Source organism: Pseudomonas sp. FP198, from assembly GCF_030687895.1.
Lineage (GTDB): Bacteria > Pseudomonadota > Gammaproteobacteria > Pseudomonadales > Pseudomonadaceae > Aquipseudomonas.
In genome coordinates this window covers 2,471,644-2,485,899 of the sequence record NZ_CP117452.1, presented here as the reverse complement: position 1 = coordinate 2,485,899, position 14,256 = coordinate 2,471,644, and the positions used below count along the sequence as shown (strand labels likewise).

9 protein-coding genes are annotated in these 14,256 nt (G+C 63.3%); 1 reads left to right on the top strand and 8 read right to left on the bottom strand.

Annotation, left to right across the window (positions count from 1 at the left end):
* Positions 1-1,048 precede the first annotated feature (1,048 nt).
* Positions 1,049-1,828: a TSUP family transporter gene (locus tag PSH78_RS11510; RefSeq protein ID WP_305500574.1), complete on the top strand. Its 780-nt coding sequence runs from the start codon at positions 1,049-1,051 to the stop codon at positions 1,826-1,828.
* Here PSH78_RS11510 and nudC read toward each other — a convergent pair.
* From nudC to PSH78_RS11470, 8 genes are all read right to left on the bottom strand, one after another.
* The gene (gene nudC / locus PSH78_RS11505) at positions 1,796-2,626 is read right to left on the bottom strand and encodes an NAD(+) diphosphatase (protein ID WP_305500572.1); all 831 of its coding nucleotides are present in this window, start codon (positions 2,624-2,626) and stop codon (positions 1,796-1,798) included. The two genes, PSH78_RS11510 and nudC, sit on opposite strands and share 33 nt — an antisense overlap.
* 6 nt (positions 2,627-2,632) lie before the next feature.
* Entirely contained in the window at positions 2,633-3,445 is an 813-nt protein-coding gene (locus PSH78_RS11500) for a crotonase/enoyl-CoA hydratase family protein (protein WP_305500571.1), read from the bottom strand.
* A gap of 160 nt (positions 3,446-3,605) precedes the next feature.
* A complete protein-coding gene (locus PSH78_RS11495) occupies positions 3,606-5,087 on the bottom strand; it encodes an efflux transporter outer membrane subunit (RefSeq protein WP_305500569.1) in 1,482 nt (493 codons plus the stop codon).
* A complete protein-coding gene (locus tag PSH78_RS11490) occupies positions 5,084-8,188 on the bottom strand; it encodes an efflux RND transporter permease subunit (RefSeq protein ID WP_305500568.1) in 3,105 nt (1,034 codons plus the stop codon). Before PSH78_RS11490 ends, PSH78_RS11495 begins: the two co-directional genes overlap by 4 nt.
* Positions 8,189-8,357: 169 nt before the next feature.
* On the bottom strand, positions 8,358-11,453 hold the full coding sequence (locus tag PSH78_RS11485; protein WP_305500567.1) for an MdtB/MuxB family multidrug efflux RND transporter permease subunit: 3,096 nt from the start codon (positions 11,451-11,453) through the stop codon (positions 8,358-8,360).
* Complete coding sequence (locus tag PSH78_RS11480; RefSeq protein WP_305500566.1) at positions 11,450-12,766, bottom strand: MdtA/MuxA family multidrug efflux RND transporter periplasmic adaptor subunit; 1,317 nt, start codon at positions 12,764-12,766, stop codon at positions 11,450-11,452. Before PSH78_RS11480 ends, PSH78_RS11485 begins: the two co-directional genes overlap by 4 nt.
* A gap of 204 nt (positions 12,767-12,970) precedes the next feature.
* Positions 12,971-13,471, bottom strand: coding sequence for a thiol peroxidase (gene tpx, locus PSH78_RS11475; protein ID WP_305500565.1), 501 nt, complete (start codon positions 13,469-13,471; stop codon positions 12,971-12,973).
* A 106-nt stretch (positions 13,472-13,577) separates the two neighbouring features.
* Positions 13,578-14,249 (bottom strand): DUF3313 domain-containing protein, encoded by a 672-nt coding sequence (locus PSH78_RS11470; protein WP_305500564.1) that lies wholly within the window; start codon positions 14,247-14,249, stop codon positions 13,578-13,580.
* Between the last annotated feature and the right edge of the window lie 7 nt (positions 14,250-14,256).

Here is a 14,256-nt window from a genome sequence, read left to right as displayed (position 1 = left end):
CAAGCTCCCTCGCCACAACCGCGGGTGTGCACCTGTGTATCTTCGCAGCTTGGGCCGCCGCTGTTTTCTGCAGGATCAGATTCGCCACAGTCGATCCACGCTGGCAAATACAACGCATCACCGTGGCGAGGGAGCTTGCTCCCGCTCGGCTGCGCAGCAGTCGTAGACCGGCGGGCGCGGTCTGCCTGATATACCGTTTGCGGCAATCCGGGGCCGCTGCGCAGCCCAGCGGGAGCAAGCTCCCTCGCCACAACCGCGGGTGTGCACCTGTGTATCTTCGCAGCTTGGGCCGCCGCTGTTTTCTGCAGGATCAGATTCGCCACAGTCGATCCACGCTGGCAAATACAACGCATCACCGTGGCGAGGGAGCTTGCTCCCGCTCGGCTGCGCAGCAGTCGTAGACCGGCGGGCGCGGTTTGCCTGATATACCGTTTGCGGCAATCCGGGGCCGCTGCGCAGCCCAGCGGGAGCAAGCTCCCTCGCCACAACCGCGGGTGCGCACCTGTGTATCTTCGCAGCTTGGGCCGCCGCTGTTTTCTGCAGGATCAGATTCGCCACAGTCGATCCACGCTGGCAAATACAACGCATCACCGTGGCGAGGGAGCTTGCTCCCGCTCGGCTGCGCAGCAGTCGTAGACCGGCGGGCGCGGTTTGCCTGATATACCGTTTGCGGCAATCCAGGGCCGCTGCGCAGCCCAGCGGGAGCAAGCTCCCTCGCCACAACCGCGGGTGTGCACCTGTGTATCTTCGCAGCTTGGGCCGCCGCTGTTTTCTGCAGGATCAGATTCGCCACAGTCGATCCACGCTGGCAAATACAACGCATCACCGTGGCGAGGGAGCTTGCTCCCGCTCGGCTGCGCAGCAGTCGTAGACCGGCGGGCGCGGTTTGCCTGATATACCGTTTGCGGCAATCCAGGGCCGCTGCGCAGCCCAGCGGGAGCAAGCTCCCTCGCCACGATTTGAGGCAGTCGCGGCCCGGCGTTGTTATGGGTAACATAGCGGCCTTTCCCGCAGTCTTGCTGCGCCCTGCCGAATAAGCCCCCATTCCATGCCTTTTGAACTCAGCGTCGACCTCTCCACCCTCGCTATCCTCGCCGTCGTCGCGTTCATCGCCGGCTTCATCGACGCCATCGCCGGCGGTGGCGGGCTGCTGACCACGCCGGCGCTGTTGACCGCCGGCCTGCCACCGCACCTGGTGCTGGGCACCAACAAGCTCAGCTCGACCTTCGGCTCGGCCACGGCCAGTTTTACCTTTTACAAGCGCAAGCTGTTTCACCCACGGCAATGGACCCACGCCCTCGTCGGCACGCTGGTCGGTGCCTTGGTCGGCGCCGTCGTTGCTCATTACCTGCCCGCCGAGTGGCTGAACAAGATGCTGCCGGTGATTGTCTTTGCCTGTGGCCTGTACCTGTTGTTCGGCGGCACGCCCAAGGCACCGCTGGACAGCAATGCGCCGATCAAGAAGACCTGGCAGTCATCCCAGGGTTTCACCCTGGGTTTCTATGACGGCGTGGCCGGCCCGGGCACCGGTGCGTTCTGGACCGTCAGCAGCCTGCTGCTCTACCCCATCGACCTGGTCAAGGCCAGCGGCGTGGCGCGCAGCATGAACTTCGTCAGCAACATCGCGGCGCTGTCGGTGTTCATCTTCTCGGGCCAGGTGGATTGGATCATCGGCCTGAGCATGGGCCTGTCGGTGATGGTCGGCGCGTTCTTCGGCGCGCGCACCGCCATCAGCGGCGGCGCGAAGTTCATCCGCCCGGTGTTCATCACCGTGGTGCTGGGCCTGACAGTGCGCCTAGCCTGGCAGCACTGGTTCAGCGTGGCCTAGACGTCGGGCGACATACAGGTCGATCAGGTAGCGGGCGATGGAGCGCGAGGCTGGCAACGGCGGCAGGTCATGGACGTTGAACCATTGGGCGTCCTCGATCTCGTCTTCCTGGGGCACGATCTCACCGCCGGCATACTCGGCATGAAAACCCAGCATCATCGAATGGGGAAACGGCCAGCACTGGCTGCCCACGTACTGGATGTTCTTCACTTCGATGCTGACCTCCTCGCGCACCTCCCGCACCAGGCAATCCTCGGCCGACTCGCCCGGCTCGGCAAACCCGGCCAGGGTGCTGTAGACACCGCTGACAAAGCGCGGTGAACGCGCCAGCAAGACCTCATCGCCACGGGTAATCAGCACGATCATGCTTGGCGAGATTCGCGGGTAATGCCGCAGATCGCACGCCTCGCAGTACATCGCCCGCTCTCGCGGCACCTGGGTCATGCGCTGGCCGCAACTGCCACAAAAGCGATGTTCGCGAGCCCAGGTGCCGATCTGTGCCGCATAGCCCAACACCTTGAACAGCGTGTGGTCGTCCTCGAGCATGAAGGCCCGCAGGCCTTTCCAGTTGCAGCCGGGAATCTCCAGCGAGCTATGCAATTCCAGCAGGTAGACCGGCTCGCCATCGAGATGGCCGATCCCGTGCTCGGCGAGGATCGACACATCCTGGCGCTTGAGCCACTCGCGGGGAAACAACGCGCCGTTGTCGTCATAGAGAAAGCCCTCCGGGCTGCGGGCCACGGCCCAGCCGCCCGCGAGGTCGGTGTCGAGTACTGCGGTGGTCCAGCGTGAAGTCATGATCGATCAATCCAGAAATTCGGGTTTCTGTTTGCTCATATGGGCGGCCATGGCCACGCGCAAATCGTTGGATTGCAACATGGCGGCATTCCACGTGGCGACGTATTCCAGCCCGTCGTCGATGCCGTGGTCGCGCATGTAGCCGATCATTTCCTTGGTGCCGGCTATGGCGATCGGCGACTTGGCGGCGATTTCCCGGGCGATGCCCATCACCCCGTCAAGCAGGCTGGCGGTATCGCTGTAGACACGATTGACCAGACCCATGCTGCGCGCTTCGTCGGCACCAAAGGTGCGCCCCGTATAAGCGAGTTCACGCAGCATGCCGTCCCCGATGATCCGGGGCAAGCGTTGCAATGTGCCAACATCGGCCGCCATGCCGATGTCGATTTCCTTGATGGAGAACTGCGCATCCTCGGCCGCGTAGCGCATGTCGCAGGCAGAAATCAGGTCGATGGCTCCGCCCAGGCAATAACCCTGGATCGCCGCGAGAACCGGTTTGCGGCAATTGTCCACGGCGTTGAACGAGGCTTGCAGTTCGAGGATCTTGCGCCGCAGCACACGGGCATTGCGGCCGACGTCCTTGCCCAGTTCGTTCGCCACTCCGGCCAGCATCATCAGGTCGATGCCCGACGAAAAATGCTTGCCGGCACCGCTCAGGACCACCACCCGCACTTCGTCGGTATCGTCAATCCACCGGAAGATCTCGATGATCTCGCTCCAGAACGCGGCGTTCATGGCATTGATCTTGTCGGGGCGATTGATCTGCACATGGGCGATTTTGTCTGCAAGTTCGACGTGGAACGCTTGGTATTGCGACATGGCAGTGATCCTTTACCGGGTTGAAAAGAGGCCTGAACTATACCAAGCCATCGTCAAGGGACGTAGGCAGCGCATCGGCCAAAAGCGGGACTGATGGCCAACATGCAAAGGATCTCTGTGGTGAGGGGATTTATCCCCTCGCCACAAAAGTCTGGCGCGATTATGGTTTGTCGCGCGCCTGCAACTGCCCGTCCCACCCGCCGCCCAGCGCCGCGATCAGTTGCACGCTGGCGATCAACCGGCTCTGTTGCAGGCTCAGCACGCTGCGTTCGTTGCTCAGGGCGGTGGCCTGGACGGTCACCACGTCGAGGTAGCCGATCAAGCCGGCCCGGTACTGGTTCTGGGTCAGGCGCAGGGACTCGCGGGCGGCGTCGAGGGCTTCCTGGCGCACGCGGGCCTCGTCTTCGAGCACCTTGAGCTGGATCATGTAGTTCTCGACTTCGCGAAAACCGTCGAGCACGGTCTGCCGATAGGTCGCGACGGTCTGGTCGTACGCCGCAACGCTGCGGTCGACTTCCGCCGAGCGCTGGCCGCCGTCGAACAAGGTCATCGCCAGCTGTGGCCCGACCGACCAGAAGCGGTTCGGCACACTTATCCAGTTATCGTAGGTACTGCTGCTGTAGCCGCCACTCAGGCTCAGGGTCAGGTCCGGATAATAGGCCGCCTTCGCCACGCCGATGTTGGCGTTGGCCGCCATCACCGAGCGCTCGGCCGACGCGATGTCCGGGCGTCGTTCGAGCAACTGCGAGGGCACCGCCACCGGGACCTGCGGCAGCGCCGGGACGTTGTCGGTTTCGGCCAGGCTGAATTCGGCGGGAGGCAGGCCGATCAGCACGGCGATGGCATTTTCGAACTGGGCCCGCTGCCAGATCAGGTCGATCAGGTCGCCCTGGGTGGTCTTGAGCTGGTTCTGCGCCTGGGCCACCGCGTCCTTGCCCGAGACCCCGGCGCGGTACTGGTTTTCGGTCATTTTTAATGAGCGCTGATAGTTATCGACCGTGGTCTGCAACAAGCGCTTCTGTTGGTCGATGACCCGCAACTGCAAGTAGTTCTGCACCAGCTCCGACTGCTGGCTCAGGCGCATCGCCGCCAGGTCGGCAAAGCTGGCTTGCGCGCTGGCTTCATCGGCTTCCAGGGTGCGGCGCAACTTGCCCCAGACATCCGCTTCCCAACTCACCCCGGCCTGGGCGCTGTAGGTGTCGCGAATGCCGCTGGAAGAACTGCTCAGGCTCGAACTGCTGCTGCCGGTGCCTTGGCTGGAGCGGTTCTTGCCGACGGTCAGGTCGACCGTTGGAAAAAAAGCTCCCCGCGCGCTGCGCGCCAACGCCTGGGCCTGGCGATACTGGGCTTCGGCCTGGGCCACGGTCTGGTTGGATGCGTTGAGCTTTGCCACCAGCTCATTCAGCCGGGCGTCGCTGTACAGCTCCCACCAGGCGCCCCGGGCCAAGGCGTCGCTGGGGTTGGCCTGGCGCCACCCTTGGGCTTCCTTGTACTGCACCGGCGCAGCGGCCGCCGGGCGCTGGTAATCCGGGCCGATCGCGCAAGCGCTGAGCAGCGCCACACACAGCGCCAGGCTCAATACCCGCGAGCCACGGGCGGCTGCCAGCGGTGCGGCAAGGTTGAAAAGCGAACGGTCGGTCATAGCGGAGTTTCCAGGGCAGCATCGGTGCGCACCCCACGCCAGCGGTTGAAGCGGTGGCGCAGGTTATCGAGATAGAGGTAAACCACCGGCGTGGTGTAGAGCGTCAGGACCTGGCTGAACACCAGGCCGCCGATGATGGTCAGGCCCAGCGGCTGGCGCATCTCCGAACCTTCGGCACCGCCGAGCAACAGTGGCAAGGCACCGAGGATCGCCGCCACGGTCGTCATCAGGATCGGCCGCAAGCGCAACAGGCAGGCACTGCGGATCGACTCCAACGGCGTCTGGCCGGCGCGCTCCAGTTGCAGCGCGAGGTCGATCATCAGGATCGCGTTTTTCTTCACCACGCCAATCAGCAGGAACAGCCCCAGCAGCGAGATCAGGCTGAACTCGCTGCCCAGCACGTAGATCGACAGCAACGCGCCGACGCCGGCCGAAGGCAACGTGGACAGGATGGTCAACGGGTGGATGTAGCTTTCATACAGCACGCCCAGGACCAGATACACCGCCAGCAGCGCCCCAAGCACCATGAACGGCTGGCTTTTCTGGGTGGCGGCGAAAGCGTCGGCGGTCCCGGCCATTTTCGCGATGACGTCTTCGGGCATCCCCAGCTTGGCGATCGCCCGTTCAATGGCGGCCGTGCCCTGCTCCACGGTCACGCCTTCGGCCATGTCGAAGGAGATGCCCTCGGAAGCGAACTGGCCTTCGTGGCTGACCCGGTCGTCTTCCAGGCTGTTCTCGTAATGGGCAATTGCGGACAGCGGGACCCGCGCGCCATCGGCGGTAATCACCTGGACCTGTTCGAGGGTGTTGGGGTCCTGGGCGTATTTGGGGTTGACCTCCATGACCACCTGGTACTGGTTGAGGCTGTCGTAGATGGTTGATATCTGCCGCTGGCTGTAGGCGTTGTTCAACACCGATGTGACCATGTCCATGTCGATGCCCAGGCGCTTGGCCTGGTCGCGGTCGACAATCAGGGTTACCTGCTGTGCGCCGCCACCGTCACGGGCATCGATGGCGGTAAGCTCCGGCAAGGCGCGGAACGCCGCGACGACCTTGGGGTACCACTCGCGCAGCGACGCCAGGTCGGCGCTCTGCAGGATGTAGGAATATTGCGAGGTGGTCTGCTCGCGGCCGCCACCAAACTGCAGGTCCTGGTCGGCCATCAGCATCAACTGGCCGCCGGGCACCTTGGGCATCTCCTTGCGCAGGCGCTCGATGACTTTCTGCGCGGAAATCCGGCGCTCGTTGATCGGCTTGAGGCGCACCAGCATGAAGGCATTGTTGGTGCCGTTGTTGCCGCCGATAAAACCGGCCACGCTCTGGACGGCCTCGTCCTTGAGCACCGCGCGACGGAAGATTTCCATCTTCGGTTGCATCACGTTGAACGACAGCCCGTCGTCACCGCGCACGAAGCCGATCAACTGGCCGGTGTCCTGCTGGGGCATGAAGGTTTTCGGCACCACCACGTACAACGCGATGTTCACGCCAATGGTCACCAGCAGACTGAGCAAGGTCAGGCGCCGATGGCGCAGTACCCAGTCCAGCGTGCGCGCATAACCACGGACCATCCTTTCGTTGGCGCCCTGGCTCCAGCGCTGCAAGCGGTTCTCCTGCCCTGGCACATGAGGCTTGAGCCAACGCGCGCAGAGCATCGGCGTGAGCGTCAGGGACACGATGAGCGAGACGACGATGGCGGCCGCCAGGGTGATGGAAAACTCCCGGAACAGGCTCTCGACGATCCCGCCCATGAACAGGATCGACAGGAACACCGCCACCAGCGAGGCGTTCATCGACAGCAGCGTGAAGCCCACCTCCTCGGCTCCCAGGTACGCTGCCTTCAGCGGCGGCACGCCCTCATCGATGTGCCTGGAGATGTTTTCCAGCACCACGATGGCATCGTCCACCACCAGCCCGGTGGCGAGGATCAACGCCATCAGCGACAGATTGTTCAGTGAGAAACCGTACAGGTACATCACCGCGAACGTGCCCACCAGCGACACCGGCACCGCCAGGGTCGGGATCAGCGAAGCGCGGAAATTGCCGAGAAACAGGAACACCACCAGTACCACCAGGGCGACGGCGATCAGCAAGGTCATTTCCGCTTCGTGCAGGGTCGCCTTGATCACCGGCGAGCGATCCATCGCCAGGTTCAGCTTGACGCTGGCGGGCAACACGGCCTGCAAGGCCGGCAACTGGGCCTTGATCTCGTTGACGGTCTCGATGATGTTGGCACCGGCCTGGCGATTGATCACCAGCAACACGGCGGCATCGTCGTTGAAAAAACCGCTGTTGTAGCGATCCTCGACGCCGTCGCTGACCTTGGCCACGTCCTTGAGCCGCAATACCGAGCCGTCCTGGTAGCGGATGATCAGTGTTTCGTAATCCTTGGCCTTTTCCAATTGGTCGTTGGCCTGGACTTGCCACATCCGCTGGTCGTCCTCGACCGAGCCCTTGGGCCGGCGCACGTTGCTGTTGGCAATCGCCGTTCGCACGTCGTCCAGCGCCACGCCGTACTGGTTGAGCAATTGCGGCTCCAGTTCGATGCGCACCGCCGGCAGCGAACTGCCGCCGATCTGCACCTCGCCCACGCCCGACACCTGGGACAGGCTTTGGGACAGGATGGTCGAGGCCAGGTCGTAGAGCTGGCCTTTCTCCAGCACATCCGAGGTCAGCGACAGCACCATGATCGGCGCCTGGGACGGGTTGACCTTCTTGTAGGTCGGCATGCTGCGCATCCCGCTGGGCAGCAGGTTGCGCGAGGCATTGATGGCCGCCTGCACCTCCCGCGCCGCACCGTTGATGTCGCGGTCCAGGTCGAATTGCAGGATCACCCGGGTCGAGCCCTGGCTGGACCGACTGCTCATGGTGTTGACCCCGGCGATCGCGCCGAAGGAACGCTCCAACGGCGTCGCCACGGTGGAAGCCATCACCTCGGGACTCGCCCCCGGCAGGTTGGCCTGGACCACGATCACCGGGAAATCCATCTGCGGCAGCGGCGACACCGGCAGCAAGCCAAAGCACACACCGCCGAGCAGCATGATGGCGAAGCTCAGCAGCATGGTTGCTACCGGGCGGCGGATGAAGGGGCCGGAGAGGTTCATCAGCACCGGCTCCAGGCTTCAGGAAACTGACCGCAAGAAATGGCTGGCGCTTCGTGGCGAGGGGATTTATCCCCGCTGGGGTGCGCAGCAGCCCCTTTTGTGAGTGCTGCGCACTCAAGCGGGGATAAATCCCCTCGCCACAAAAGCCCTCTGCGGTTCAGGGAAGCGGTCATACCCGCACCTCTTTCTCCTCAGGCCGGGCAAACCGACGGCCCAGACGATCGAAGTACAGGTAGATCACAGGGGTGGTGAACAAGGTCAACACCTGGCTCACCAGCAACCCGCCCACCATCACCAGGCCCAACGGCTGGCGCAACTCGGCGCCGGAGCCGGTGGCGAGCATCAGGGGCACCGCGCCAAACAGCGCCGCCAGCGTGGTCATCAGGATTGGCCGGAAGCGCAGTAACGCGGCCTGGTAGATGGCCGTCTGCGGATCCAGACCCTGGTTGCGTTCGGCGTCCAGGGCGAAGTCGATCATCATGATCGCGTTTTTCTTGACGATGCCGATCAGCAGGATGATGCCGATGATTGCGATCATGCCCAGGTCATTGCCGGTGAGGATCAACGCCAGCAAAGCGCCGATGGCTGCCGACGGCAAGGTGGACAGGATGGTGATCGGGTGGATGTAACTTTCGTACAAGACCCCCAGCACGATGTACATGGTCACCACCGCCGCCAGGATCAGCAGCAAAGTGCTCGACAGCGATGCCTGGAACGCCTGCGCCGCGCCCTGGAACTCGGTCTGCACGCCCACTGGCATGCCGATGTCCTGCTGGACCTTTTCGATCAGCTCCACCGCGTGCCCGAGGGCCACGCCCGGCGCCAGGTTGAACGACATCATCACCGCCGGGAACTGGCCGATATGGGCGATAGCCAGTTGTGCCTGGCGCTCTTCGACACGGGCCAGGCTCGACAGGCGGACCTGGCCGCCATCAGTGGTCTTGACGTGGATCTGGTCCAGGGCCTGCGGCCCGATCCTTTCCCCGGCCTGGGCCTGAAGCACCACACGGTACTGGCTGGCCTGGGTATAGATGGTGGAGATCTGCCGCTGGCCAAAAGCGTCGTACAGCGCATCGGTGATGTTCGACACCGACACGCCCAGGCGTGACGCGGCATCGCGGTCGATGACCAGGTAGACCTGCAAGCCCTTGTCCTGCAGGTCACTGGCGACGTCGGTCAGTTCCGGCTGTTGGGCCAGGGCCTCGACCAGGCGACCGCTCCACAGGCTGAGCAACTCGGCGTCCGGCGACGACAGGCTGAACTGGTACTGGGTGCGGCTGACCCGGTCTTCGATGGTCAGGTCTTGCACCGGCTGCATGAACAGACGAATGCCCACCAGCCGGTCGAGCTGCGGTTGCAGGCGGGTGATGATCGCGCTGGCGCTGTCGTCCCGCTCGCTGTGGGGCTTGAGGTTGATCAGCAGACGTCCGCTGTTGAGCGTGGCGTTGTCGCCGTCGACCCCGATGTAAGAGGACAGACTCTGCACCGCCGGGTCGGCGAGGATGACCTTGGCCAGTTGCTGCTGGCGCTCGCTCATGGCGGCGAAGGAAATCGACTGCGGCGCTTCGGAAATGCCCTGGATAACGCCCGTGTCCTGCACCGGGAAAAAGCCCTTGGGCACGGCCAGGTACAACACCACCGTCAGCACCAGGCTGCCCACCGCCACCAGCAGGGTCAGCGGCTGATGCTTGAGCACCCATTGCAATTTGCGTCCGTAGGCGGCGATCAACCAGTCGATCCAGGCGCCGCTGGCCCGGTAGAAACGGCCCTGCTCCTGTTCCTTGGGCTCGCGCTTGAGCAAGCGGGCGCACATCATCGGCGTCAGGGTCAGGGACACCACCAGCGAGATCAGGATCGCCACCGCCAGGGTGATGGCGAACTCGCGGAACAATCGCCCGACCACGTCCGCCATGAACAACAGCGGGATCAGCACCGCGATCAACGACAGCGTCAGGGAAATCAGGGTGAAACCGATCTGCCGGGCGCCCTTCAGCGCGGCTTGCATCGGGCTGTCACCCTCCTCGATGAAGCGCGCAATGTTCTCCAGCATGACGATGGCATCGTCCACCACAAAACCGGTGGCGATGGTCAGGGCCATCAGGGTCAGGTTGTTGATGGAAAACCCGGCCAGGTACATCACCCCGAATGTACCGATCAGCGACAGCGGCACGGCTACCGACGGAATGATCGTGGCGCTGACCCGCCGCAGGAACAGGAACGTCACCATCACCACCAGGGCAATGGCGATCAGCAGTTCGTGCTGCACATCGGTGACGGAGGCGCGGATGGTCTGGGTGCGGTCGGTCAGCACGGTCACGTCGAGGCCGGCCGGCAGGTTATCGGTGATGCTTGGCAGCAGGGCCTTGATCCGGTCCACCACCTCGATGACGTTGGCCCCGGGCTGGCGCTGGATGTTCAGCAGCACGGCCTGGTTTTCGTTGGCCCAGGCGGCGAGGCGTTCGTTCTCCGCGCCATCGACGATCTGTGCCACGTCCTTGAGCCGCAACGGCGCGCCGTTGGCGTAGGCCAGGATCAGTTCGGCGTAGTCCTTGGGCGAGGTCAGCTGATCGTTGGCATCAAGCATCGAGACCCGGGTCGGGCCGTCGAAGTTGCCCTTCGGCTGGTTGACGTTGGAAGCGCCGATCAGGGTCCGCACATCGGCCAGGTTCAGCCCGGCGGCCGCGAGTGCCTCCGGGTTGACCTTGATCCGCACGGCCTGGCGCTGGCCGCCGGCGATGGTCACCATGCCGACGCCGCTGATCTGGGCGATCTTCTGCGCCATGCGCGTGTCCACCAGGTCATTGAGCTTGGGCAGCAGCATGGTCTTGGAGGTGATTGCCAGCGTCAGCACCGGGGTGTCCGCCGGGTTGACCTTGTTGTACACCGGCGGCGCCGGCAGATCGGTGGGCAACAGATTGGTCGCGGCGTTGATCGCGGCCTGCACCTGCTGCTCGGCGACGTCCATGTTGATGTCGAGGTTGAAGCGCAGGGTAATCACCGACGCCCCGCCGGAACTGGTGGAAGCCATCTGGGTGAGGCCCGGCATCTGCCCGAACTGCCGCTCCAGGGGTGCGGTCACGGCGCTGGTCATGACGTCGGGACTGGCGCCCGGGTACAGCGTCATCACGCGGATGGTCGGGTAATCGACCTGGGGCAATGCCGACACCGGCAGCAGCCGATAGGCAATCAGGCCGGCCAGGACAATCGCCAGCATGCTCAGCGTGGTGGCGACCGGGCGAAGAATGAACAGCCGCGAGAGATTCATGCGCCGCCCTTTTTCGCCTTATCGGCCACGGCCGGCTCAGTCGGGGCCGCGGCCGTCTTGCCTTGCAGGTGTTCGGTCGGCGTGGTCGGCACCTCCTGGCTGTCGTTGACCACTTCCACCTCGCTGCCCTCCTTCAAGCGGTCGGTGCCTTCGAGCACCACCCTGTCGCCGGCGGCGAGGCCCTCGGTGACAATGGTTTTTTCGCCATCGCTGGCGCCGATCTTGAGCTTCCTGATGGTGACTTTCTTGTCGCCATCAAGGGCGTAGACGAAGGTGCCGTTGGTGCCGAACTGGATGGCCGCGGTCGGCGCCAGGACCACCCCCTTGAGAGTATCGGCCAGCAGGCGCACGTTGACGAACTGGTTGGGAAACAGCGACTGGTCGCGGTTTTCGTAGCGCGCCTTGAATTTCAAGGTGCCGGTGGTGACGTCGATCTGGTTGTCCAGGCTTTGCAGCACACCGCTGGCCTGGAGTTTCACATCGCCACGGTCCCAGGCCTCGACCGGCAGCTTCGCCCCGCTGCGGTAGCGGGCGAGCACGGTTTCGAGGTTGTTTTCCGGCAGGGTGAACACCACGCTGATGGGTTGGGTCTGGGTGATGACGGCCAGGGCCGTGGTGTCGTTGGCGGCCACCAGGTTGCCGATGTCCAGTTGACGCAGACCTACGCGGCCACTGATCGGCGCGCGGATCCTGGTGAATTCCAGGTTGAGCTTGGCGTCGTTGACCGCCGCCTGGTTGGTCTTGACCGTCCCCTGGTACTGGCCCACCAGCGCAGCGGCGGTGTCAAGGGTCTGCTTGGCGATACTGTCTTCAGCGTACAGGCCGCGATAGCGTTCCAGGTCGACCTGGGCATTTTTCAGTTGGGCCTGGTTTTGCAGCAGCGTGCCTTCGGCCTGGAGCAAGGCGTTCTGGTACGGACGCGGGTCGATTTCCGCCAGCAGGTCGCCGGCCTTGACCATCTGCCCTTCTTCAAAGGCGATCTTCACCAACTCGCCGCCGACCCGGCTGCGAACATTGATCGTATTGAGCGCGGTGACGGTGCCCAGCGCCTTGTAATACAGGGGAAAATCCCCGGTGACCGCTGGTGCCACCCGAACCGGAATCGGCCCCGTCGCACCGCCAAACCCTGGCCGCATGCCACCCGAGCGTCCCGCGTGTCCAGCCGCGGCTTTCTGCTCTGCGCCGTTTTTCGGGTCGGTACTGGCGGGCCAGAACTTCCAGGCCAACAACGCGATGACCAGTACGACAAACAGGCCGAACAGCCAGCGACGGGATTTGCGGGAAACAGAGGATTGCATGGAGTGGTCAACCATTGGGCGCGTGAGCTTCTTTTACAGGAGGCTGAACGATAAGCACTGGCGGATATTTAGCAAAGCGCCTTTACCGGCAATTTACCTTGGGCTTACATTCTGTCTGGTCAGCTAAAGCCTTGAAACACAAATGAAAACGGCCTGGTCAGGCCAGGCCGTTAACAATTGTAATAAATACTTTATTTCAGAGCAGTTATTTCAGAGCGCTTATTTCAGAGCAGCGAGCGCAGCGTCGTAGTTCGGCTCTTCAGCGATTTCCTTGACCAGCTCGCTGTGCAGCACGGTGTCGTTTTCATCCAGCACCACCACGGCACGGGCGGTCAGGCCTTTGAGCGGGCCGTCGGCAATGGCAACGCCGTAGTTCTCAATGAACTCGGCACCGCGCAGGGTCGACAGGTTCTGCACGTTTTCCAAGCCTTCGGCACCACAGAAACGGGCCTGGGCGAACGGCAGGTCAGCGGAGATGCACAGCACTACGGTGTTGCTCAGGTCGTTGGCCTGGGCGTTGAACTTGCGCACGGAAGTGGCGCAGGTCGGCGTGTCGACGCTTGGGAAAATGTTCAGCACTTTGCGCTTGCCGGCGAAGTCCTTCAGGGAAACGTCCGACAGATTGCCGGCTACCAGGGAAAAGGCTGGCGCCTTGGAGCCGGCTTGGGGCAATTGGCCGTTGACTTGGACAGGGTTGCCTTTGAGAGTGACTTGAGCCATGAACGGATTCCTTCTGACAGGTTTGAAAATGGTGAGGCCGGAGTTAACCATGAAATGGTGCTCCGACCTATGCCTGCACACAAAAAGTCACGAGTGACCGGCTCTGCTATTTAGCCTTGAGCTGCAGATATGACTGATGCAGATCCGCCGCCCAGCCATCGATGACCCCTTTGACATCATCGGGCTTCATGACCTGGGACTCGTTCGACAACGGTTTACCCGTGCCCTTGCGCACCACCTGGGCGATTACCGCATTATTGCCACCGTCGAGAAACACCGCTTCGGTGCCCAGGGTGGTTTCCTGGTCACGAATGCCGCTGGCGGTGCTGACCGCGGCGGCCACCAGGGCGATCGGAATCACTTCGTAGGGTTTCAGGCCCTCGGTCTTGCTGCTGACCGCGGTGATCGCCGCCCGCACCACCAGGACACCCGGGCCAGGGCTGGTCGCCAGCGGCAGGGACTTGCCGGCTTCACGCTTGAGCGCCTGGTCGTAGTAGCTGGTGATGCCGGCCAATGTTGCCGACGGAATCTTCACCGTTGCTTGCGGCTTGGGGTACAGCTGGGTCGGTTCGATATAGATGCGGGAGTACTTCGCCAGATCGATCTTCGGATCGACCCAGCGCATCACCTCGGCCCCCGACGGCGATTTTTCTTCCTTGAGCCGGCTGTAGTCCCCCAGGAACCCGGAATACTCGTCCGGCTGGGTGACTTTGCTGGAGCAGCCAGCGAGCGCGAGCGAGGCAATGCAAACGGTGCCGATCATGGAGGCGAACTTCATGCTGTTA